22 protein-coding genes are annotated in these 23,323 nt (G+C 49.9%); 17 read left to right on the forward strand and 5 right to left on the reverse strand.

Translation table 11 applies throughout. The features are described from left to right. The 3 genes from JRI95_02165 to JRI95_02175 form a co-directional block, all read right to left on the reverse strand. The coding region (locus tag JRI95_02165; protein ID MBW2060347.1) for an alpha/beta fold hydrolase at window positions 1-429 on the reverse strand (429 nt) is incomplete at its 3' end. A 112-nt stretch (window positions 430-541) separates the two neighbouring features. Then, the gene (locus tag JRI95_02170) at window positions 542-1,198 is read right to left on the reverse strand and encodes an MBL fold metallo-hydrolase (protein ID MBW2060348.1); all 657 of its coding nucleotides are present in this window, start codon (window positions 1,196-1,198) and stop codon (window positions 542-544) included. Window positions 1,199-1,228: 30 nt separating this feature from the next. After that, a complete protein-coding gene (locus tag JRI95_02175) occupies window positions 1,229-2,083 on the reverse strand; it encodes an aldo/keto reductase (GenBank protein ID MBW2060349.1) in 855 nt (284 codons plus the stop codon). A 382-nt stretch (window positions 2,084-2,465) separates the two neighbouring features. On the opposite strand from JRI95_02175, the gene JRI95_02180 reads away from it, so the two are divergent. The 5 genes from JRI95_02180 to JRI95_02200 all read left to right on the forward strand — a co-directional run bounded on the left by JRI95_02180 (window position 2,466) and on the right by JRI95_02200 (window position 7,755). Continuing rightward, window positions 2,466-3,779, forward strand: a complete 1,314-nt coding sequence (locus JRI95_02180; protein MBW2060350.1) for an exodeoxyribonuclease VII large subunit — start codon at window positions 2,466-2,468, stop codon at window positions 3,777-3,779. After that, window positions 3,780-4,052: an exodeoxyribonuclease VII small subunit gene (gene xseB, locus JRI95_02185; GenBank protein MBW2060351.1), complete on the forward strand. Its 273-nt coding sequence runs from the start codon at window positions 3,780-3,782 to the stop codon at window positions 4,050-4,052. After that, window positions 4,042-4,932: a polyprenyl synthetase family protein gene (locus JRI95_02190; protein ID MBW2060352.1), complete on the forward strand. Its 891-nt coding sequence runs from the start codon at window positions 4,042-4,044 to the stop codon at window positions 4,930-4,932. Before xseB ends, JRI95_02190 begins: the two co-directional genes overlap by 11 nt. Before the next feature lie 190 nt (window positions 4,933-5,122). Further along, entirely contained in the window at window positions 5,123-7,006 is a 1,884-nt protein-coding gene (locus JRI95_02195; GenBank protein MBW2060353.1) for a 1-deoxy-D-xylulose-5-phosphate synthase, read from the forward strand. Continuing rightward, entirely contained in the window at window positions 7,003-7,755 is a 753-nt protein-coding gene (locus tag JRI95_02200; GenBank protein MBW2060354.1) for a TlyA family RNA methyltransferase, read from the forward strand. The genes JRI95_02195 and JRI95_02200 overlap by 4 nt, the downstream gene beginning before the upstream one ends. Here the strand turns inward: JRI95_02200 and JRI95_02205 are convergent. Both JRI95_02205 and JRI95_02210 read right to left on the reverse strand, forming a co-directional pair. After that, window positions 7,752-7,901, reverse strand: a complete 150-nt coding sequence (locus tag JRI95_02205; GenBank protein ID MBW2060355.1) for a hypothetical protein — start codon at window positions 7,899-7,901, stop codon at window positions 7,752-7,754. The genes JRI95_02200 and JRI95_02205 overlap by 4 nt on opposite strands. Before the next feature lie 501 nt (window positions 7,902-8,402). After that, window positions 8,403-8,681: a PxxKW family cysteine-rich protein gene (locus tag JRI95_02210; GenBank protein ID MBW2060356.1), complete on the reverse strand. Its 279-nt coding sequence runs from the start codon at window positions 8,679-8,681 to the stop codon at window positions 8,403-8,405. A 402-nt stretch (window positions 8,682-9,083) separates the two neighbouring features. On the opposite strand from JRI95_02210, the gene JRI95_02215 reads away from it, so the two are divergent. The 12 genes from JRI95_02215 to JRI95_02270 all read left to right on the forward strand — a co-directional run bounded on the left by JRI95_02215 (window position 9,084) and on the right by JRI95_02270 (window position 23,296). Beyond that, on the forward strand, window positions 9,084-10,289 hold the full coding sequence (locus tag JRI95_02215; GenBank protein MBW2060357.1) for a type II secretion system F family protein: 1,206 nt from the start codon (window positions 9,084-9,086) through the stop codon (window positions 10,287-10,289). Between the two features lie 203 nt (window positions 10,290-10,492). Further along, window positions 10,493-12,157 (forward strand): PAS domain S-box protein, encoded by a 1,665-nt coding sequence (locus tag JRI95_02220; GenBank protein MBW2060358.1) that lies wholly within the window; start codon window positions 10,493-10,495, stop codon window positions 12,155-12,157. A 197-nt stretch (window positions 12,158-12,354) separates the two neighbouring features. Beyond that, complete coding sequence (lysS, locus tag JRI95_02225) at window positions 12,355-13,830, forward strand: lysine--tRNA ligase (protein MBW2060359.1); 1,476 nt, start codon at window positions 12,355-12,357, stop codon at window positions 13,828-13,830. Window positions 13,831-13,844: 14 nt separating this feature from the next. Next, the gene (locus tag JRI95_02230) at window positions 13,845-15,086 is read left to right on the forward strand and encodes a lipoprotein-releasing ABC transporter permease subunit (GenBank protein ID MBW2060360.1); all 1,242 of its coding nucleotides are present in this window, start codon (window positions 13,845-13,847) and stop codon (window positions 15,084-15,086) included. 15 nt (window positions 15,087-15,101) lie between these two features. After that, window positions 15,102-15,794, forward strand: a complete 693-nt coding sequence (locus JRI95_02235) for an ABC transporter ATP-binding protein (protein MBW2060361.1) — start codon at window positions 15,102-15,104, stop codon at window positions 15,792-15,794. A 5-nt stretch (window positions 15,795-15,799) separates the two neighbouring features. Then, on the forward strand, window positions 15,800-18,445 hold the full coding sequence (bamA, locus tag JRI95_02240) for an outer membrane protein assembly factor BamA (GenBank protein MBW2060362.1): 2,646 nt from the start codon (window positions 15,800-15,802) through the stop codon (window positions 18,443-18,445). Window positions 18,446-18,480: 35 nt separating this feature from the next. After that, window positions 18,481-19,020 (forward strand): OmpH family outer membrane protein, encoded by a 540-nt coding sequence (locus JRI95_02245; GenBank protein ID MBW2060363.1) that lies wholly within the window; start codon window positions 18,481-18,483, stop codon window positions 19,018-19,020. A 77-nt stretch (window positions 19,021-19,097) separates the two neighbouring features. After that, window positions 19,098-20,249, forward strand: a complete 1,152-nt coding sequence (gene lpxD, locus JRI95_02250; GenBank protein MBW2060364.1) for a UDP-3-O-(3-hydroxymyristoyl)glucosamine N-acyltransferase — start codon at window positions 19,098-19,100, stop codon at window positions 20,247-20,249. A gap of 22 nt (window positions 20,250-20,271) precedes the next feature. Next, window positions 20,272-20,718 carry a 3-hydroxyacyl-ACP dehydratase FabZ gene (gene fabZ / locus JRI95_02255; protein ID MBW2060365.1) on the forward strand — a complete coding sequence of 149 codons (447 nt, stop codon included), beginning with the start codon at window positions 20,272-20,274 and terminating at the stop codon, window positions 20,716-20,718. A gap of 22 nt (window positions 20,719-20,740) precedes the next feature. Beyond that, window positions 20,741-21,517 (forward strand): acyl-ACP--UDP-N-acetylglucosamine O-acyltransferase, encoded by a 777-nt coding sequence (lpxA, locus tag JRI95_02260; protein ID MBW2060366.1) that lies wholly within the window; start codon window positions 20,741-20,743, stop codon window positions 21,515-21,517. Further along, on the forward strand, window positions 21,514-22,332 hold the full coding sequence (gene lpxI / locus JRI95_02265; protein MBW2060367.1) for a UDP-2,3-diacylglucosamine diphosphatase LpxI: 819 nt from the start codon (window positions 21,514-21,516) through the stop codon (window positions 22,330-22,332). The genes lpxA and lpxI overlap by 4 nt, the downstream gene beginning before the upstream one ends. Beyond that, window positions 22,325-23,296 (forward strand): Gfo/Idh/MocA family oxidoreductase, encoded by a 972-nt coding sequence (locus JRI95_02270; protein MBW2060368.1) that lies wholly within the window; start codon window positions 22,325-22,327, stop codon window positions 23,294-23,296. Before lpxI ends, JRI95_02270 begins: the two co-directional genes overlap by 8 nt. The last annotated feature ends 27 nt before the right edge of the window (window positions 23,297-23,323 follow it).

The following is a 23,323-nucleotide window of genomic DNA, read 5'->3' on the forward strand; positions in this document are numbered from 1 at the left end:
ATCCATCATCTGCTCCCGGCGTTCCATCATCTCGGCGATCTGTTCAGGCGAAGGCTGTATATCTGGCAACATAACGCCGCTGTTGGCGAAGACCAGCCCCGTAACCATTTCAGAATATTTCAACGCAAACTGGAGTCCAATTCGTCCGCCCATGGAGTAACCGAGCACACAGGCCCTCTCGATGTTTAAGGCCCCGAGCAAGGCATGGAGGTCATCGGCAAAAAGATCCATGGAAAATTCACCTTCGGGTGTCTCGGTCTGACCATGACCCCTGACGTCATAAGTGAGTACCTGGAACTGTTTGGTGAATTCAGGCGCCTGATTGTACCACATGGTCAGGTTATCGCTGAATCCGTGGATCAGGACTAAACACGCTCCCTCCCCGGACAGCTTATAATTCATGTTGATCCCACCTGCTTTGACCTTCATTTTTTCCCTCCTTTTTTGACCTGTTTTTAAACCAAAATTATTCGTCTTATGCCATCTGGTTACCTAAATCTCCACAGTCCGATACGTCCCTTGGGCGTAATCGCTGACGGTTCTAAAGAGCATGATCGAGAACCATAATCTGTGTGGTCTCAGGAAGATTTTCTTTGGTTAGCTCCACCTCAAAAGCATTCACCATTTTCACGTTATTCATCCCCGCGATGAAATCCTCCACCCCGTAAGGGGGAAAGGAACATTTGTCATTCTTGAAATGCATGGGAACGATCACTTTGGGCCTGACCTTCTGGCAAAGCTCCCTGGCTTCATCCAACTCCATTGTGGCCGCAGGCCCGCCAGTGGGAATAAGCAGAATATCTATATCCCCCAGGGCGGAAATCTGTTCGTCGCTTAGCGCATGCCCCAGGTCGCCCAGGTGACAAACCCTCAAGTCATCTCCAACAAAGCAAAAGATAGTGTTGGGACCTCTTTCATTCCCGTTAACTTTGTCGTGATATGAGGCTATCCCGGTAAATTCAATACCACCCGCCTGCTGGGCACCAGCGCCCCTTACAACTTCGGGCTTGCCAGGGAGACCGGCGACATGGTTGTGGTCGCCGTGTTCATGGCTTACCGTAACGATATCAGCAGCTTCTTTGATTGGTGAGTAATTTATTATTCCGCGAAATCCAGCCTCATAGGGGTCAGTTAGGATCTTTGTTCCGTTTTGCAAGCTGATACAAAACGATGCATGACCAAGCCACTTAATAATCATCTTTCACCTCCTGAATTTTTCCTGGTTCTGTTAAACAAACAGGGGCTCATACTCCGCGCCCGAGGTAATAAGTGTCTCCTGGTCGGTTTTGCTGAGAGGGGAAAAATTTTCACAGGCTTGCAGGACAAGCGGTAGCAAGTCGGGGTCCCCGGCGGTACACAGGCCGGTTACATCCTGTGAGAGCACAAAGTTGACCGCTTGTTGAATATGCTCCGGGTCCGTGAAAGGTTCATACCAGGTGTTGTAAGTCTTGGGCTGATCGCCCCATGGCCCTCGAACGATTGACTTGATGATCATGGTGCCTGCATCCTTGGCGCGGCATTGTCTGAGGAGTTCTTCAGCCTTTTGTCGGAAGCTGGCATTGGCATATAAAATAAAGTTCATGGGGAATAAGATTGAATCGAAATCAAACCGGCGCAGGGCTTCTATAAAGGTTGCAGGGGCGTTGACGCCGTGGCCGGTAATGCCAATGAAGCGAATCAAACCGGCTTCTCGCGCTTCAACAATGGCTTCGAGCGCGCCGCCAGCCATGGTGACTTCATCCAGCTGTTCCACGCGAGTGATGCCGTGAATTTGGTACAAGTCAAAATACCCGACCTGGAGCCGATCTAGAGAGCGGCGTAGTTCAGCAGCGGCGCCTGCCTTGGTGCGCTCTTGGGTTTTGCACCCCAGGAAAAAGCGATCACGTTCACGGGCCAGCCAGGGACCGAGACGTTCTTCGGCCTGGCCGTAAGTGGGCGCCACGTCAATGTGGTTGACTCCAGCCGCAATAACCCGCTCCATTACGGCATCGGCTTCAGTTTGGGACGCCTGCGAAAAAGCGTAAGAACCCAAAATGGCTACAGTGCTCATATGGCCGGTTCGTCCAAAATTACGTCTCTCCATTATTTTCACCCCGGGCAAAGAGACTGGTGTAAGCCTCTTGGCTTCAACATGTTTCTATCTGTTTCCATGATCTGACCTGATGGAAAACACATCTGCTGTATTCCTGAAATTAAAAGCAAAATAACATAAGACAGTCAGAGATGTCCATTATAACCTTCTGCTTGCCGCTCTCTGTGTTTGGCTGTATTATATTAACCCTAGTTTAGGCAGTATATTTTTGAGCAGTGATTAGTTAAATCAAGCCATACTTATTGTATTTCAGCCGTTAAAGCGATTGCTTTAAAAGGGCGATCATGTTAATTTTTCTTCGAGTTGGTTAGTTTATCCTTTTGTGGACGACAAAGAGGTCTGAAGGTTGAACCAGGATTTATTCAAACGAGAAATCCTGTCTGTGAGTGAGCTGACCGCGCGGCTTAAAAACCTAATCGAGGTCGAGTTCGGTCAGGTCTGGCTCACCGGCGAGATTTCCAACCTGCGTCTTCCGAGTTCAGGACACTGTTACATGACCCTGAAAGATGAGGGCGCCCAGCTTCGGGCAGTCATGTTTCGGAGGGAGCAGCGCTACCTTGACTTTGAGCCGGAAGATGGGCAAGAGGTTCTGGTGCGAGGCCGGGTTTCTGTTTATGAGGCGCGAGGTGAGTATCAGATCCTTATTGACTACATGGAGCCTCACGGGGAAGGGGCGCTCAGGCTGGCCTTTGAAAGGCTTAAAGCACGGCTGGCCGGAGAGGGTCTTTTTGATGAGGAACGGAAAAAGCCTCTGCCTTATCTTCCCCAGCGGGTGGCTCTGGTCACATCGCCCACTGGCGCGGCCGTCAGGGATTTCATCCGGGTGGCCAGAGAGCGGTTTGAAAATATAATCCTTTCCGTCTACCCGGTTCGGGTTCAGGGAGATGGGGCTGCCCAAGAGATTGCCGAAGCCATCGCCGACTTGAACCGGTGGGCGGACTTTGACGTAATCGTCCTGACGCGGGGAGGAGGATCGCTGGAGGATTTGTGGGCCTTTAACGAAGAGGTCTTGGCCCGGGCTGTGGACGCATCCAAGATACCGGTCGTTTCGGCTGTGGGGCATGAGATTGATTTTTCCATATCTGACTTTGTGGCCGACCTGCGTGCCTCAACCCCGTCAGCCGCCGCCGTCTTGATCTTTCAGGAAAAGGCGGTGTTGAAGATGCATGTCAACAGCCTTATCCAGCGTATGGCCTCGGCCTCCCGAGGGCGGTTGAGCCTGGTTCAAGAAAAAACGGCCCATTATCGGACACGCCTGGGTGACCCTTCCCGCTGGCTTGCAGATCAGCGTTTGCGCCTTGACGATTTAACTGAGGAATTAAACGAGACTGTACAGCAGGTTTTTAAGACCTGCCATCAGGCCATAACAGAAATTGAAGCCCGCCTGGCTCTGGTCAACCCGCGCGCCCGGTTGGAGACATACGAGGCCAAACTCACCGGTTTGAAGCAGGCTTTTAATAAGGCCGGGCAGACCCGTTTATCTCGTTCGCGCGACGGCCTCTATTCTTATACCGCCAGGCTCGGAGATTTGAATCCTTTGGCCGTGCTGAAACGCGGCTATGCCGTGGTTCGGAGGCGGTCGGATCTGGTCGTCTTGCATTCTGCGAGCGAGGTTTATCTCGGTGAAAAGCTTAACGTTCTTCTGGCAAAGGGAGAGCTGGACGTAACAGTGGATGAGGTTAGATGAATGGCAGAAAAAAAAGAAGATGAATTGACATTTGAGAAAGGTCTTGCTCGTCTGGAACAACTTGTTGAGGCTCTGGAATCAGATGAGCTCAACCTTGATAAGTCGTTATCCCTTTTTGAAGAAGGCATCAAGCTGGCTCGAAATCTCAATAAAAAGCTGGACCAGGCTGAAAAAAGGCTGGAACTGCTGCTCAAGGACGATAGCGGCGAGCTGGTGAGCGAGAATTTCGCCCTTACTTCGGAAGATGAGGAGAGTAACGATCTTGGATCTTAAGGCTTATCTTGCCCAAAGAAAAGAGATGGTAGATCGAGCCCTTGAGGAGGCCTTGCCCGAGGTTAATGGACCAGCCGAGAATTTAGGCCGAGCCATGCGTTACAGCCTTTTGGCCGGTGGCAAACGCTTAAGGCCTATCCTGTGCCTGGCTGGCGCTGAAGCGGTGGGCGCTTTGCCTGAAACAGCCATGCCTGCGGCCTTGGCCTTGGAGATGATTCACACCTATTCTTTAATTCACGATGACCTGCCATCCATGGACGACGATGATCTTCGCCGAGGCAAACCGACCAGCCATAAGGTTTTCGGAGAGGCTCTGGCGGTACTGGCCGGTGACGGGCTCTTGACCGAAGGTCTGGGTATTTTGGCCAGGGCTGGATACCAGGGCCTGATACCGTCCGACCGTGCCCTGTTCGCATTGGATGTTATTGCCCGGGCTTCAGGCAAGGAAGGTATGATTGCGGGTCAGGTGCTGGATTTGGAATCAGAAGGCCGGGAAGTGGACGAGTCGGTTGTGAGGTTTATCCACAGCCGTAAATCAGGGGCCTTGATTGCGGCTTCGGTAACGTCGGGGGCCATTTTAGGTGGAGGTACTCAGAGCCAGATCACGGCCATGAACCGCTATGGCCAGTGTGTCGGGCTTGCTTTCCAGATCACTGACGATATTCTGGATATCGAAGGGGACCCGGAGCAGATGGGGAAGAAGGTTGGGGTTGATCAGGCCAGAGGCAAAGCCACCTATCCCCGCGTTGTTGGCCGTACCAGATCCCGTGAAGTGGCTCAAGAGATGGTGGCTCAAGGGCAGGCGGCCCTGGCCGAATTTGGAGTGGAAGCTGAGCCGTTACGCAAGATTGCCGCCTATTTATTAATGAGGCGTAAATGAGGGAAAGCCAGGCCTGGTCATGGCGTAAGATTGACAGATGTCAAAGGGATTAATTGACAATATCCAACCGATCATTTTAATCAATGAGCAAAACATATTTGGGAATTTAGTTATTTATGAATTAGTTAGCCAGTTTAAATTACAAGTAATCGTGACTTCGTGAACACGATCTGGATATTCAGGAATTGATATGACGCGACTTTTAGATCAGATTGATTGCCCGGCGGATCTGAGGCGGCTTTCGATCGAAGACTTGCCTGTTATTGCCCAAGAGATTAGAGATGAGATCATCAATACGGTTTCCAAGACCGGCGGACATTTAGCGCCGTCCCTGGGCGTCGTTGAGTTGACCATTGCCCTTCATTATGTCTATGACACCCCTCCAGATCGGATCATCTGGGATGTAGGCCATCAGGCGTATGCCCACAAGCTTTTAACCGGCCGGCGGGATGAATTCAAGAGCTTACGTCAGAAGGGTGGACTCTCTGGTTTTCCCAAGCGGGCAGAGAGCGAATATGATTTCTATGATACAGGCCACGCCTCGACCGCCATTTCCGCAGGCCTGGGCATGAGTATGGCCCTGGAGTTGAAAAAGGCTCCGGGCCGGGTCATCGCTGTGGTTGGCGATGGTTCTTTAACCGGAGGCATGGCCTTTGAAGGACTCAACCAGGCCGGAGAATTGCACAAGAATCTGATTGTCGTTCTAAATGATAACGAGATGTCCATCTCCCGCAATGTGGGGGCCTTGTCCTCCTTTCTCAGCCGTAAACTCACCAAAAAAAAGGTTTATATTGCTTTTAAAAAAGAGGTTCAGAATTTCCTGCGCACCGTTCCAGGTATCGGCGAAAACATCATTCAGTTGGTCCGGCGCAGCGAGGAATCTTTTCGTGGCTTCATCTCTCCGAGTTTCCTTTTCGAAGCTTTTGGCTTCGATTATTTAGGGCCGATTCGGGGGCATCGCTTCAACGAACTCCTTGAGACTTTTATCAACAGCAAGAACCTGGAAGGACCGGTTCTGATCCATGTCATGACCCAAAAAGGCAAAGGCTACAGACCAGCAGAGAAGAATCCTGTTCATTTTCACGGTGTCGGCGCCTTTGAGGTTAAGACTGGAAATTCGAGGAAACAGACCCAGACAGCGCCTACTTATACAGAGGTTTTTGGCCAGACCCTTCTCGAGATGGCTGAGCGGGACGAGCAGATCGTGGCCATTACTGCGGCCATGCCTGAAGGAACCGGCCTTTTTTCTTTCCGCGAACGTTTTCCTGATCGGTTTTTTGACGTGGCCATAGCCGAGCAGCATGCCGTCACCTTTGCCGCCGGTCTGGCCTTGGAGGGCTTTAAGCCGGTCATTGCCATTTATTCCACATTTATTCAGCGAGCCTTAGACCAGATTGTCCAGGATGTCTGTCTTCAGAATTTGCATGTCATCTTTGCCTTAGACCGGGCCGGGCTGGTCGGTGAAGATGGGCCTACTCATCACGGGCTTTTTGACCTGTCTTTCATGCGGTTTATGCCTAATATGACCATAATGGTTCCCAAGGATGAAAATGAACTCAGGCAGATGTTAGCGTTGGCGCTTGATCTCAATGGTCCGGTTACTGTGCGTTATCCCCGCGGCCGGGGAACGGGCGCGCCCCTTGAAAAGGAAATCAGGCCCTTGACTTTAGGTCAGGCCGAAGAGTTGAGGTCCGGTCAAGACGTACTGATTCTGACTGTGGGGACCATGGTTTATCCGGCCTGTTTGGCCGCCGATACCCTGGCCGGTGAGGGTATCAATGCGAGCGTGATTAACGCGCGCTTTGTCAAGCCTCTGGATCAAGAATTGATTATTAATCAAGCCCGGATCGCGGGACGAGTGCTATGTGTCGAGGAAAACACCATCATGGGCGGCTTCGGGTCGGCCGTGTATGAACTTTTAGTTGAAAAGGGTCTGTCAGATATTCGCGTTAAACGTCTGGGGGTTCCGGATTTTTTTGTTGAACATGGCACGCAGACCGAACTGCGCCAGGACATCGGCCTTGATACAGCAGGCATCCATCAAGCGGTGCTGGGGCTGCTGAATGAGAAGTGAAAAAGGTTCGGGCCGATCAACTCACGGTCGAGCAGGGTCTGGCTGAGAGCCGGACTCAAGCCCGGGCTTTAATCATGGCTGGCCAGGTCCTGACCATGCACGATGGAGGGCTGCAGGGCCGTGTTGAAAAGGCCGGCCAGATGCTACCTCTTAAAACCGTCCTGGCTCTTAAGGATCAAGGGGTCAGGTTTGTCAGCCGGGGAGGTATAAAGCTTGACAGCGCCCTCGAGGATTTGGGGCTTGAGGTCCAAGGTCTGAGGGTCCTGGATGTCGGTGCTTCTACCGGCGGGTTCACTGATTGTTTACTCCAACGCGGCGCGGCTCACGTTACAGCCGTGGATGTCGGTTATGGCCAATTACACTGGCGGCTCAGGAAGGATTCAAGGGTCCGGGTTCTGGAGCGAACCAATGCCCGCTACCTGACCGCGGATCAATTTGAGAAGCCTTTCGATTTGGCGACAATTGATGTCTCTTTTATTTCATTGGCCTTGATTCTTCCACCAGTCAAGATGCTGGTCAGGCCTGGTGGAAAGATTTTGGCCCTGGTTAAACCTCAATTTGAGGTGGGCCGGGAGAAGGTCGGTCGTGGAGGTGTGGTGCGGGATACAAAGCTACAGGCCGAAGCCGTGAATGGCATCGCCAGTTTGGCTTTGGAAATCGGGCTCGAGGTCTGCGCCCAAGAACCGGCTTGCTTGACAGGTCCCAAGGGTAACCAGGAATACTTTTTGCTGCTCAGGCGTCCAGCCTAGACGGTGCTGTTATTTCTTAAGCTTTGAGAAAGAGACTTGAGGAGGGTTCTGGTCCTCTTTTCTTCTTTTTTCATGCGACGTGTTTCATAGACTACCGATCCGAACAGCACGGCCAGACAGACACCGGATGCGGCTAGAAATTCCATAGAATCTCTCCTTAGCAGGTTTTGTTTCATAGGGGAGCAAAAAAGGTGCCAAAGAGAGACCTGTTTGCTAATCACCTGAAAATATTTGATTTGTACGAAATAAACCGTTAACTTCTGTGCCAGATTTCTGGCAGCAGGGTCAAATAATTCCCAAGCGCCAGGTAAAAAGATGAACCTGATCCAACAGATGGACGAGATTGAACCGTTGGCGGCTCATTATCCCGCTGTTTGGAAAAGAAATTATGGGGTTAACTGGCCTGGTTGATTTAATTAAGGAGAGAATGCTTCACTGCGCTCGCAATAACATATCATTGATCTAGCTATAAAATATGACCCGCGAGGAGCACTAGCCTGAAGCAATTCTGGACTTTTCAATCGGGACCTATTTTTGCCATTTGACTCTGATCGGAGAGCTCGGCTGGGGAAGGGAATTTTGTCAAAAAAATGGCACAGACTTTGTCAGCCTGTGCCATTAAATGGAGAGAGTTATCAAGATATATTTTAATGGGCGAGCCGTTTAGAGGCCTTGAGCGGATTGAGCATCGCTTTCTTGCCCTTATTATCATTCTTGATGTGGGTTGCCAGGTTACAAACTCCCCGCCGCCATTTTATTTGCGGGTCGGGGACTGAGACGCAAAATACTCCAGTCTTGAATTCTCGAGCGCGTTCGCAGCCTTCACATTGGGGTACGATCATGTGGCATATACCACCGTTGAAATCGCAACCTTTTTTGGTCATAAAGACACATTCCACTCCCTCTTTTATGGTTTGACAATTCATTGGAACCACCCCCTTTCATTAAATTTTGGGGTGCCAAATAGGCACCCCTGCATACTCAAACGAAATCTTATAGACTATTTATTTGGAAATTGTCAATCCTTTTTTTGTATTTTTATTATTTTTATTGGGAAAGGCTTGAAATTTTTTACCATTTGTACAGCATTCTTGTTTGAACAGATATTATAAATCATTGTGGCTTATCTTTACAGGAAAGCGTATTCTGATTGAAATTGCTCAGGAAAGAGGGGCCGGCTTTTTTTATAGGTGGTCTTTCAGGCGGGCCTTTCTATTTTTATCCACTCTTCTTGAAGGGGACCCTGTCCCTGATTTTTCTTGACCAAAAGGGTTATTTTTTTATAAAATACATATAATTATTTAAATTTAAACCGTGCGGAGGCAGCTATGCCGTTTTATGTGTGGAAAGGTGTCAATTTTAAAGGCAAGAAAAGAAAAGGAAAAATAGAGGCCGATAACGAAAGGGCCGTTGAAGCCAACCTCAAGCGCCTGCGTATTACCCCGACCTCAATCAAACCTGCACCCAAGGATCTGTTTGAAAATATAGGTTTTTTAAAGCCCAAGGTAACGAATAAGAATATCATCATCTTTACCCGGAATTTTTCGACCATGATTGACGCCGGGCTCACCTTGGTTAAGTGCCTTGAAATATTATCAAATCAGGAAGATAATCCCACCTTTAAAAAGATCCTTTTAGATATTAAGGACAACGTAGTGACCGGCTCGACCCTGTCTGAAGCACTGAAGAAGCACCCCAAGCAGTTTGACGACCTGTATTGCAACCTTGTGGCCGCCGGGGAAGAAGGTGGCATTTTAGATATTATATTGCAGCGTCTGGCTACTCACATTGAAAAAGCCGCCAAGCTCAGGAGTAAGGTCAAGGGCGCCATGATGCTTCCGATGATCATCTTTGTGGTGTTCATTGTGGTTATGGTTTTCATGCTTTACTTCGTCATCCCGGTTTTTGCCGACATGTTTGAGGGTATGGGCGCGCAACTGCCTGCGCCGACCGCTTTTCTCGTTAACCTGAGTAACTTCACTAAAAAGAACATTATCTACATCATCGTTGCTACAGCGGTCTTTATCTTTTTATTCAGGCGTTTTAAAAATACAGAGAGAGGGCAGGTTATTTGGGACAGGACCGTGCTTCAGGTCCCTATTTTTGGAGATTTACAACGCAAGATGGCGGTGGCTCATTTCACCCGGACCCTGTCTACCATGATGAGTTCCGGTGTTCCCATTATGGACGGTCTGGAGATTACGGCCCACACGGCCGGTAACAAGATTATTGAGGAAAGTATCATTGATACACGCCTGGCTGTTTCAGAGGGACGGGTTATTGCCGACCCGCTTGAAGAGAGCGGGGTTTTTCCGCCTATGGTCATCCAGATGATCAGTGTGGGTGAGGAAGCCGGGGCGCTTGAAACCATGCTTTCCAAGATTGCCGATTTTTACGACGATGAGGTTGACGCTGCCGTGGAGGCCTTGACCACGGCCATTGAGCCGTTAATGACCGTTATCATGGGCGTCGGGGTTGGAGGTCTGATGCTAGCCATGTATATGCCCATGTTCCAAATAGGCGATCTAATCTGATTCCACGCTCAATTGAAAATAAAGGGTTGTTGACCGCGGATTGCGAAGAGCTAAAAAATGAATGAAATAAACAGGATCACGCCTGGCGGTCACTATAAATTTACGATTTTAAAACTATTTTTTATGATTTCGGTAAACCTTGGGGTGAATGATCAACAAATCTCTCATTCAAGACCAGAGTTCGGCCTGAGGTAATTTATCTTATGATCCAGGACATTACAATTTCAGATCCCAGACAGAACCCGGGCGCCAAACTGCGTTTGTTGATGTTTTTCCGGGTGCTCATCATCACCTTCCTGCTGGGTGCAACGGTCGTTGTTCAGCTTCGGGACCCCTGGGGCATCATCAATATCAGCTTGACCGGGTTATATGCGCTTATCGTCATCGTTTACCTGCTCACCTTTTTTTACGCCCTGATTTTGCCTCGATTTATTTCCGTGACCATCCAGGCGTACATCCAGAGTATCGGCGATGTCTTGATGATTACGGCGATCATCTACCTGACCGGCGGAATCGAGAGTATTTTTTCCTTTATGTATATTCTGGCCATTATCAACGCCAGTTTCATCCTCTACCGGAAAGGCGCATTCCTTGTCGCCTCATTTTCCATTATCACATACGGACTGATCCTGGATTTGCAGTACTACCAGTATATCACTCCCTTTTACACGCGTTTGGCTCTTCCAAGTTATAGCCTGGCCTCTGACGTTTTTTATCGCATCCTGATAAACATGTGCGCATTTTACCTGGTGGCTTACCTTTCAGGTTATCTTTCATATCAGGTTGAAGAAACGCGCCGGAAGCTTGTAGCCAAGGAGACCGACTTCAAACGGCTGGAGGGCCTCAATGAGAGTATCATTAACAGTATTGACGCAGGTCTAATGACCTTGGGCTCAAACGGGGAGATCCTGTCCTTTAATCCGGCTGCAGAACGTATAACAGGGTATGCATTTACTGAGGTGCATGATCAACCATTCACCACCATATTCCCGGACCTGAGACTCCCAGAGCTAAATATCTCGGGGCACCCCTCCAGCCAACCCTGGTCCTACACTTACACCAGGCCGGATGGTCAAATCTTTTACCTCGAAATGACCCTTCAGGGCCTGAAAGATAATTTGAACTTGAACCGGGACAGGCTGCTGGTTTTTCAGGACAAGACTCGCATTCATCAGATGGAGGAAGAGGTCAAGAGGGTGGGGAAACTGGCCGCAGCAGGCGAGGTGGCTGCTGGTATTGCTCACGAGATCCGGAACCCCTTGGCTTCCATGAGCGGTTCCATTCAAATGCTTGAGATGGAGTTGAAAGACAACTCGGATCATGAACCTCTCATGAAGATTATCCGGCGGGAAATGGATCGTCTTGAAAATATTGTTCATGATTTTCTCATCTTTGCCAGGCCTCAAATCGGTAAACCGACTCGGTTTGATCTCTATAAAACCACTCAGGATATAATCAATAACTTCAACCGGCAGGGCGGGATGAATGAGGCCGTGACCCTGACTACGAACAATGATTCTGACATCTTTATCCATTTTGACCCTTATCAGCTTGAACAGGTCATGTGGAATCTCCTGCTAAATGCCAGGGACGCCATAGTGCAGGGAGGGGAAATTTCAGTCGCATTAGAGGCGGACGAAGAGGATTCTTCAACGGTCAAAGTGATCGTCAATGATACCGGCGTCGGGATTGATGCTTCAGTTCTGCCTCATATCTTCGACCTCTTCTTTACCACCAAGGAGAGAGGCACTGGGCTCGGTCTATCCGTCGTCTCTCGCATACTGGAGGGGGGAGGCGGGCGTGTCAAAGTTACTTCCGAGCCCAAGGTCGGGACCACGTTTACCATTTTTTTGCCGCTTTCTGGTTAACCTTTGTCACAGCCATCTGATGATGGTAAAAATTTCTTTTAATTTTCATGGTTTTAACCTTGACTAAGACCTCGAATTGGACTATAAGTCAATTCCCAAATTACACATCCTGTTTTCAAGGTTTGGGCCCGGACGCGCCTTAAACCTCAACAAGCATCGGATTAAATTTTCATTTTTTTTAAGGAAGTCCATGGACCTTGGGAGAAAGTAATATAGTCACACAGCGCCGTCAGAAGGCTTCTGCCTTGAGGATGGACGGTTTCAACCTATATCCCAACCATTTTCGCCCCCAGACACAGGTTTCTGTGTTGAGATCGAGGTTTGATCAGGCGGATGCTGAGTCCCTGGAAAAGGTTGAAGAGCTTTTCTGCCTGGCTGGCCGGATTATGGCCAGGCGTGATTATGGCAAGTCCGTGTTTTTTGATATCCAGGACCACTCAGGCCGGATTCAGGCTTATCTTCGCCGTCAGGATGTGGCGCCCGAGATATTTAACCTGTTTAAAAAACTGGATATCGGAGATATCGTCGGGCTTACGGGGCGAATTTTCCGCACGCGAACTGGAGAGCTGACCCTGTTTGTCTCCGACCTGGAACTAGTCTCCAAGTCACTCCTGCCTTTACCAGAGAAGTACCATGAGATAAATGTCGAGCTGAAATACCGGCAGCGTTACCTTGATTTAATCATGAGCGAACAAACCCGCGAAGTCTTTATCAAGCGGACTCGTATTATATCTCTCCTCAGGCAGTTTCTAGAACAACGGTCTTTTGTCGAGGTCGAAACTCCCATGATGCAGCCCATACCGGGCGGGGCCACGGCGCGGCCTTTTGAGACCTTTCATCAAACCCTGGACATGAAGCTTTACTTACGCGTTGCCCCAGAACTCTACCTGAAGCGGCTCCTGGTCGGGGGATTCAATCGTGTTTATGAATTAAACCGCAACTTTCGCAATGAGGGAATCTCTACTCAGCATAATCCCGAATTTACTATGCTGGAGTTTTATCAGGCTTATGCTACTTATGAAGATTTAATGGATCTGACGGAGGAGATGTTTCAATTCATTGCTCGGGAAGTAAACGGTTCTGAGACTCTGATCTACCAGAACCGGGAAGTCAAGCTCTCTTCGCCTTGGTCCCGATGCGGGTTTCTTGAGGCCCTTAAGGAGGTCGGCGAGGTACCATCCGATGTCCTTAAAAGCCGAGATCGAGCTTTGGCCTTATGTGCGGACCTGGACCTTGAGATATCCAGGGGTGAAGTTCATGGTAAACTCCTGGCAAAGATCTTCGATGTCCTGGTCGAGCCCAAGTTGAATGAACCGACCTTTATAACCGGCTACCCGACCGATATCAGCCCGCTGGCCCGGCGCAATGACGCCGATCCAAGTATTACTGACCGGTTTGAACTCTACATCGCCGGACGCGAGATGGCCAACGGTTTTTCCGAGCTCAATGATCCCATTGATCAACAGGAAAGGTTCATGGCCCAGATTGCCGAAAGGGAAGCCGGGGACGAGGAGGCCCAGTTCATGGATGAAGATTATGTACGGGCCTTGATGTACGGTATGCCGCCGGCGGCTGGTGAAGGTGTGGGAGTGGATCGGCTGGTGATGCTACTTACTGATTCCGCTTCCATCAGGGACGTCATTCTATTTCCTCATTTACGACCGGAGCAATAAGGAGGTCGAGGGGGGTGGCGTTTGAGACCTTTATCGCCTGGAGATATTTTAAGGCCAAACGTAAGCAGGCCTTTATTTCTTTAATTACGATCATTTCCCTGGCCGGAGTGGCTGTGGGCGTAACGGCCTTGATTGTGGTGTTGGCCGTGATGAGCGGAGTTCAAACGACCTGGAAAGATAAGATCCTGGGCGTTAACTCCCACATAGTTATCCTGAAGTACGGCCGGTCTCTGGAGAACTATAAAGAGGTACTGCCTGAGGTTGAGGAAGTCAAAGGGGTCCTTTCGGCTGAACCGTTTATTTATAGCCAGGTCATGTTGAGCGCTTTGGGCGGCGTCTCCGGGGCGGTCTTACGGGGAGTGGACCCGACTCTAACGGCAGAGGTTAGCCACCTGAAGCACAGCATGATCTCCGGCCAAGTTTCTGACTTAGCCGCCCGCCCTGAAATTTCTTTCGGGCAGGCGGGCAATATTGTCCTCGGCCAGGAACTGGCCCGAACCTTGGGGGTTATTCTCGGAGATACCATTAACGTTATTTCCCCCATGGGGCAGATCTCTCCGCTGGGCGGCCGAATTCCACGAACCAGGAATTTCAAGGTGGTGGGTCTGTTCAAGTCGGGCATGTATGAGTATGACTCGACACTGGCCTATGTGTCTCTTGACCAAGCTCAGGATTTTTTAAGCCTGGGAACTGGGGTAACCGGGCTGGAAGTCATGGTTAAGGACATCTACCAGGCTAATAAGATTAAAAGAGATATTTTGGCGCGGTTGGGAGAGGGTTTTTGGGCCAGGGATTGGATGGAGATGAACCGGAACCTTTTCTGGGCTTTGAAATTGGAAAAGTTCGCCATGTTTATCATCCTGATGCTGATAGTCCTCGTGGCCGCCTTTAACATCATTTCGACTCTAATTATCGTGGTGATGGAAAAGGCCCGGGACATTGCTATCCTCAAATCTATGGGCGCCACAAACTTCAATATCATGAAGATATTCGTTCTCCAGGGCCTGGCCATCGGTATCATTGGCACATTCATCGGGCTGATCGGCGGAGTGTTGCTTAGCAGTTTATTAGGCCAATATGAGTTCATCAAACTGCCGCGTGATATTTATTATATAGATACTCTACCGGTGCATATGAAAGCCCTGGACGTGATCCTGGTTATTCTCATGGGCGTGGTGTTCTCTTTTTTAGCGACACTATACCCTGCGTGGCGAGCCTCCCGACTCAACCCGGTTGAGGCCCTCCGGTACGAGTAGGGGACTTTTATAAAAGTGACTGAAGCGCAGGAGGCTTATATCCGTGTTGAAGGCCTGATCAAGACCTTCCTGACCGGTTCATCCAAGATCGAAGTTATAAAAGGCATAGATCTCACGATTAAACGCCGGCAGACCTTGGCCGTGGTTGGAGCCTCAGGGGTGGGTAAGTCCACCTTGCTTCATATTTTAGGGACACTGGAAGAGCCGACTTCTGGTCGAGTTTTTTTGGAAGAGATTGATTTATATCAGCAGGGCTCGAGGGCTCTGGCCCGGATCAGGAACCGAAAGATTGGGTTTGTTTTTCAATTCCATCACCTTTTGTCTGAATTTAATGCCTTAGAAAACACAGCCATGCCAGCCTTGATCCAGGGCTTGAACCGGAAGGAGGCTTACAACCGGGCTGAAGAGATTCTGGTCAGAGTGGGCCTTCAGGAGCGATTATTCCACCGGATTGGAGAACTTTCCGGCGGAGAGCAGCAGCGTGTGGCCGTGGCTCGGGCCTTGGTCGTTGAACCGGATCTGCTTTTAGCTGATGAGCCTACCGGCAACCTTGATGCTCAAACCGGGAGGCGAGTCAATGAACTCCTGGTTCAGCTTAATGAAGAGAAAGGCTTGACTACAGTGGTTGCAACCCATAACCTTGAGCTTGCAAAGATGATGTCGTCTCAAATTCGGTTGATCGAAGGTCGGGTTCAAGAGGAAAGATAAAGCAAATGGTGAAAAGAATCGTCCTGTTCACGTTCTTGCTCCTTTTAATTCCAACACTCGTCCAAGGGGCTCAAAAAATCAAGATCGGCGTTCTTCCTTTCATGGTTTATGGCAAGGAGGACCTGGGCTACCTTCAGGAAGGAATCCAGGAGATGTTTAACGGCCAGCTCCTTCAGCACGGTATTGAGGTTGCTTCCAAGACCGAGGTTCGGCGTGTTTTGGGCCGCCAGGCTCTAGCCGACTTGAGCGAGCAATCCCTCCGGAAACTGGGCAGGGCGCTGGATGTGGATTACATCATTTACGGCAGCCTTACCAAGATCGGCCGCAGTCTGTCCCTGGATACAAGAATCGTGGATACGGTTGGCCTTAAAAGAACTTCTGCGATCTTTGTTCAGGGAGAGGGACTTGAAACCCTTATGGCCATGGTCAGGGAGCTGGCGGTAAAGGCCACCTTCAAGGTCACCGGACGCGAAAAACTAGCCAAGATAGTTATTTCTGGAAACAAACGCATTGAAACCGATGCCATCAAGGCCGTGGTTGAGAGCAAGGAAGGGGAGATCTTTTCCACGGACAGAATTTCTGCCGACCTGAAGCGTATCTATGCCATGAATTTTTTTGAGGATGTAAAGGTTGAGGTTGAGGATTCTCCTGAGGGGAAGGTTGTCCATTTTGTGGTAGTTGAGAAGCCTTCTGTCCGGCAGATCACATTTAAAGGTACACGGAATCTGAAAGAGGAAGATTTACTTGATGTGCTGGGGTACGCACGTTACTCAATTCTGGATACTAAAAAGATCGTGGAAAGTGTGGAAAATATCCATGAATTGTATCGAGAGAAAGGATACTATAACGCTGAGGCAACCTATGAGATCGAAAATATCGGTCCCAAGATGGTTGCCATTCGATACAGGATTGAGGAAAACCGCCGACTCTATGTCAAAAAGATCAGGTTTGAAGGCAATGAGAATATCAGTCGCAAGAAACTCCTCAAATTTATGAAAACGAAAGAAAAAGGCCTTTTCTCCTGGCTGACTGAATCAGGCAGACTCAAACGGGATAAATTGAAAGAGGATGTTTCTAAACTGCTGGCCTACTACTATAACCACGGTTACATCAAAGTTCAAATGGCTGACCCACACATTGAGGTCGAAAAGGACGGCCTTGTGCTTACTATTACAGTGAGCGAAGGGCCGCAATACAAGGTCGGTCAAGTCTCTCTTACCGGCGACCTGATTGAGCCGGAGCAAGATGTATCCGCTTTGATCGAGATTGATAAGTGGCCTTTTTTCAATCGGGAAATCTTACAAAATGACATTAAGGCTATCACCTCCTATTATACATCTCATGGTTATGCATATGCTGTTATTACCCCCCTGATCCGTGAACATGAAGACAACCTAACGATAGACATCACTTACAAGATTGTTAAAAAAAGCCTGGTCTATTTTGAACGGATTGAAATCGTTGGCAATACCAGGACACGGGATAAGGTCATTCGCCGAGAATTCAAGGTCCACGAAGGAGACCTGTTCTCGGCAGATAAGTTACGAAAGAGCGTCATGAACCTGCACCGCCTCGGCTACTTTAAGGATTTAAAATTCTCTCAAAGTAAAGGCAGCACGGATGACAGGATGAACATCAGGGTTGCAGTCGAAGAACAACCCACCGGCGCTTTCTCTATTGGAGCCGGCTACAGTTCCTACAACAAGGTCTTCGGGGTCGTCCAGGTAAGTCAAAATAATCTTTTTGGTAAGGGTCAGAGCCTTCAGCTTCAAGCGAGCTTTGGGGCTCGAATCACCGAATATTCAATCAGTTTTACCGAACCCTGGCTCTGGGATATTCCCTTATCGGCCGGCTTTGATCTCTATAACCAAACCCAAGCCTATGATGATTACAATAAGTTTTCCACGGGCGGAGCCTTGCGGCTGGGGTATCCTATTATGGATTATGTTCGGTTATCCGGACGGTACAAATACGAGGATGCAACCATATCAGATGTTTCAGAATTTGTTTCGGCACAGGTGAAGGATATGGCCGGACAATGGACAACCAGCAGTATTGGCTTAACGTTTCGTCGTGATACCCGTAACCGATTTTTTAACCCTACATCTGGATCAAATAACTCCATTTCCGTGGAATACGCTGGCGGTATTCTTGGCGGGACCAGTTATTTCAGTAAATACATCCTTAATTCAGGCTGGTTTTTCCCCTTGCCTTGGGGCGAACATGTTTTCTTTGCCCGTGGTAAACTGGGATTCATCAAAGCACTCCCTGGTGGCAAGGTGCCTATTTTTGAAAAATTTTACCTCGGCGGCATGTACAGCCTGCGTGGCTTTCAATGGGGAACGGTCGGGCCGCAGGACCCGGCGACCAATACCATGATTGGTGGGGATAAAATGGTTCTATTCAATTTTGAATATATCTTCCCTCTGATCAAGGACGCCGGTTTGATGGGGGTCATTTTTTTCGATACGGGCAACGCTTTTTTGGCTGAGGAAAGGATGGATCTTAGCAGTCTGAGGCAAAGCGTGGGATTTGGAATTCGTTTCTATAGCCCCTTGGGACCGATGCGCCTGGAATGGGGTTATGTCCTTGATCCTAAACCGGGAGAAAAAAAAGGCCTTTGGGAGTTCAGCGTCGGTACCTTTTTTTAATATGCAAGGATTTTTACAATATGGGGAGGATGAATATGGTCAACAGAAGTTTATCAATCGGCTTGATCCTGAGTCTGGCCTTTTTATTCGTTGTGGCTTCGATCCCTTGGCCGGCACAATGTGCTGAAGTCGTTAAAATCGGCGTTGTCAATGTTCAGCGGGTGATCAGTGAATCCCAAAAAGGCAAGATGGCCAAAGAGAAGCTCATCAAGAAGTTCGACCAGATGCGGAAGGAACTCGATCTGAGGCGTGCCGAGATCGAAAAGGCCAAGCTTGAACTGGAGAGGCAGGCCAGTATCCTTGCTCCTGATGTCAGGTATGATAAAGAAAAGACCCTGAAACGTAAAATGAGAGACTTTGAGGATCATTACCGGGATATCAACGACCTGATGAAGAGGGAGGAGATAAAAAGTACCAGACCTATTCTTGAAGAGCTTTCCAGGCTGATTAAGAAATTAGGCCAAGAAAAGGGCTATACCCTAATTTTGGAAAGCAATCGGTCCGGTATCATCTATGTGCCTGAGAGCGTTGATTTGACTGACGAGGTGATGAAACTCTATGACACAGCCAAGTAGCTGCCAGCGGCCTTGAAGAATTTTTATTGGCAAAAGTGAAGATTCCGCAGCTTATTCACTATTAAAAGGGATTAGGTTTGAAACTCCCTCGCCCATACAATCTTAGAGAACTGGCTGAGTTGGCCGAGCGAAAGATCAAATCCCGCCTGATTGAGCTTGGAAGCCCGGACTTGTCTTGCCATGTGGAGCTAGCCGGGGATCTGGAGACCATGGTCCGGGCCATATCTCCGATCGAGTCCCTGGAAGCGGATTGCCTGACGTTTGCAGTTAAAAAATCATACCTTGTCCAAGCCGAGGAATCTGACGCCGCGGCGATTATCCTCCCAGACTCGCTCGTGAGCCAGGTAAAACCTTACCTGCATACACCAGCGCCTCGACTTGTTTTTTCCGTACTTCTCGAGCTGACTATGGAGGAACCTTCCCTGGTTCCTGCTGTCGCTTCTCAGGTGCGATTTAAAGACCGCTCCAGCGTTGAACTGGGTAAGGATGTCATTATCGGGGACTGGTGCTATATTGGCGAAGATGTCAAGATCGGTCAGGGCTGTCGTATCTATCCACAGGTCTTTATTGACGATTATGTGGTCCTGGGTAAGGGATGTGTCATTTATCCCCGGGTGACCCTCTTCAGGCGCACCACCTTAGGTAAAGAAGTGATTGTTCATTCCGGAGCAGTTATCGGAGATGATGGCTTTGGATACAATCAGATGCCGGACTTAAAGCGAGGCAGGCTGCTTCATCTTAAAAATGAGCATGCCGGCGGAGTCTTGATCGAAGATAATGTCGAGGTCGGCAGCCAGGTCTGTATTGATCGGGGTCTGGCCGACTTGACCGTGGTTGGCTCTGGAACCAAAATTGATAATCTGACTCAGATCGGCCACAACGTCAAAATCGGGCGGGATTGCATCATCGTGAATGCCTCGATTGCCGGGAGTGCAAAAATCGGGCATAGAGCTTTTCTGATGGGGACGAATGTCAGAGACGGAACTAAAATAGGTGACGACGCCCTCGTTCTGGCAGGGGCGACAGTCTTGAGCGACCTCCCGGCCGGATCAGCACGCTGGGCCGGCTCTCCGGCTCACGATGCCGATCATGAATGGAGAATCACGGCCATAGCCCGCAAAGAGCTGCCTCGTTTGAGGCAGTTCTTTCAGCTGTTTAAAAAGGCCGGGTCTTTTAATGAATTGAAATTAGAGTTCTTCGAACCAGAGACCAGAAAAGATCAAAAGTAAAGGGTGGAACATGAGTGACCCGATTGACATCGATGAGATCATCAACTTGCTGCCTCACCGGTATCCCTTTCTCCTCGTGGATCGTGTGGTTTCTTATGAGGCAGGTAAAACCATTTCGGCTTACAAGAATGTCACTTACAATGAACACTTCTTTCAGGGCCACTTCCCGGGGTTTCCAGTCATGCCAGGAGTTTTACTTATCGAGGCCATCGTTCAGACTGCCGGAATCCTGTACATGTTATCTGTAAAGGATCAGGCCAAGAACAACGTCATGTATTTTATGGCCATGGATAAGGTTAAGTTTCGCAAACCGGTTGTGCCTGGTGATCGGCTCGACATTAAGGTGGATGTTCTTAAGTTTGGAAGCCGGGCGATCAAGTTTCGAGGGGAGGCCTTTGTGGGTGAATCTAAGGCTGCTGAAGGTGAGTTCCTGGCTTCTCCCCATCAATCCTCCATAAACATTGGGTGATCACGGCATAAGGAATTGAGGTATGGAAATTCATCCCACGGCCGTTGTTGATCCAGGGGCCAAACTGGAAGAAGGCGTTAAGATCGGACCATATGTTATTATTAACAAGGATGCTCTCATCGGCGCGGGCACTGAAATAATGGCCCACGCACATATTGACTCTAACACCAGGATCGGCTGCAACTGCCGCGTCTTTCCTTTGGCCTCCCTTGGTACTGCGCCCCAGGATGTGACTTACGCCGGGGAAAAAACTCGGCTTACAATCGGCGACGAGGTGACGATCCGCGAGTTTGTAACGGTCAATCGAGGCACGGCCAAGGGCGGCGGCGTGACCCGGATCGGCGATGGCTGCTATCTCATGACTTACGCTCATGTGGGACACGATTGCCAGATCGGCCGGAACGTTACCTTGATCAATAACCTGGCCATGTCCGGCCATGTGACCGTCGAGGACGAGGCGACTATCAGTGGCATGGTCGCGATTCATCAGCATGTCCGCATCGGGACCCATGCCTACATCGGAGGAGTTAGCAGGGTGACTAAGGATGTCCCGCCGTATCTGCTGGGTCAGGGAGTGGGTGACTTTAAATTATACGGACCGAATATCATCGGTCTGAAGCGCAAAGGGTTCCCTCGAGAGACCATCAGCGCTCTCCGGGAGGCTTTTCATCTCATCTTTCGTACCAACCGTCTCCTGGCAGAGACCCTCGAAGATGCCTTGGCCAGGTTCCCGGACGTCAAAGAAGTGAAGACCATGGTCGAATTTATTCAATCATCTAAGCGAGGGGTGACTCGATAAGCGATATTCATAAAATCGGGCTGTTGGCCGGCCGGGGCCAGTTTCCGTTTTTGTTTGCTCGCGCTGCCCAGAGGAGAGGTGTCAAGGTTTTTGCCGCCGCTTTTGAGGGTGAGACGTTGCCAGAGCTTGAACAGGTGGTTGATGATATCCTCTGGGTTAAACTCGGGCAATTTGCACCGATAATGTCCTTCTTCAAACGCCAAGGGCTTAAGGAAGCGGTCATGGCCGGCGGTGTCACCAAGGTTAATATGTTTGCTCGCTTTCAGCCCGACTCTAAGGCGCAGGCCATCATGACCCGTCTTGAGACCTTAAACGACGATAACGTCCTGCGGGCACTGGCGGCCGAATTTGAAAATGAAGGCATCACCATCCTTGCCTCGACCCTCTACACCCCTGAACTTCAGGCTCCGAGCGGAGTTTTAACGCATCGGTCCCCGTCCTCGGACGAGGAAACGGATATTGAGTTTGGTTGGCAGGTGGCCAAGGCCATCGGAAATCTGGACATCGGCCAATGTGTTGTCGTGCGCCATCGGGTCGTACTGGCCGTGGAGGCTATCGAAGGTACGGACGAAGCTATCAGAAGGGGGGGCAGGCTGGCTCGAGAAGGAGCCGTCGTGGTCAAGGCCATAAAACCCAACCAGGATTTTCGTTTCGACGTTCCATCTGTCGGACCGGGCACCGTGGCTGTTATGAGAGAAGTTAAGGCCTCGGTTCTGGCTATTGAGGCAGGGAAGACTTTGATCTTTGACTCCGAGGAAATGATCGCGGCGGCAGACCAGGCTGGAATTGCCATTATAGCCAGAAAAAGTGAGTAGACGCTTAAAGGTCGGAGTAGTCGGTGTGGGCTATCTAGGCCGGTACCACGCCGAAAAGTATAAGGCCATTGACGAGGTTGATCTGGTTGGGGTGGCCGATACCAAGCCCGAGCGGGCCGAGGCTGTGGCCGCAGAGCTTGGGGTTAAACCTTTCTTTGATTCTCCTGACCTAATGGGATTGGTGGACGCGGTCAGTATCGTTGTCCCGACCAAAGATCACTTTGAAATCACCCGCGCCTTCCTCGCCCAAGGCGTGCATGTCATAGTCGAAAAACCTATCACGCGAACCCTTGATGAAGCCGATGGCCTGATCGAGCTGGCCAAGAACAATGAGCTAATCCTGCAGGTTGGCCACCTTGAACGGTTTAATCCAGCTATGCGGGCTGCCTCTTCATTGATCGGCGTGCCGCTTTTCATCGAGGCTAGCCGCATCAGTTCTTTCCCGGAGCGGGGGACGGATGTAGACGTGGTTCTGGACTTGATGATCCACGATCTGGATATTGTATTGAACCTCGTGGGTGAACTACCAGAATCAATTCAGGCCGTGGGCGCGCCGATGGTGACAGACCATGTGGATATTGCCAACGCCAGACTCGAATTCGCATCAGGATGCGTGGCCAATCTGACGGCCAGCCGAATTTCAGACAAGAGCCTGCGTAAAATTCGTATCTTCCAGAAGGACGCCTACCTCTCCATTGATTACGATCAGCGTCAGGTCGTGGTGACCCGGCGGGCCGCTGACAGGCCTCCCGGGAGACCGGAGACCACTACCGAAGAATTGGTTGTCCCTCCTGGCGATGCTTTAGAAAATGAGCTCAAGTCCTTTGTTGCATCTGTTAAGACCGGATCCGCGCCGTTTGTCAGCGGGGAGGACGGCCGTCAGGCTCTGGCCGTTGCCCTTCAGATTATGACGGATATAAAATCCCGGTCTAGGGATTGGCCGGAAATCATGGGAGAAAAGTAAGGGTGTCACTAGGCCTCACCGAATTGC

Source organism: Deltaproteobacteria bacterium (assembly GCA_019308995.1).
GTDB lineage: Bacteria > Desulfobacterota > Desulfarculia > Adiutricales > JAFDHD01 > JAFDHD01.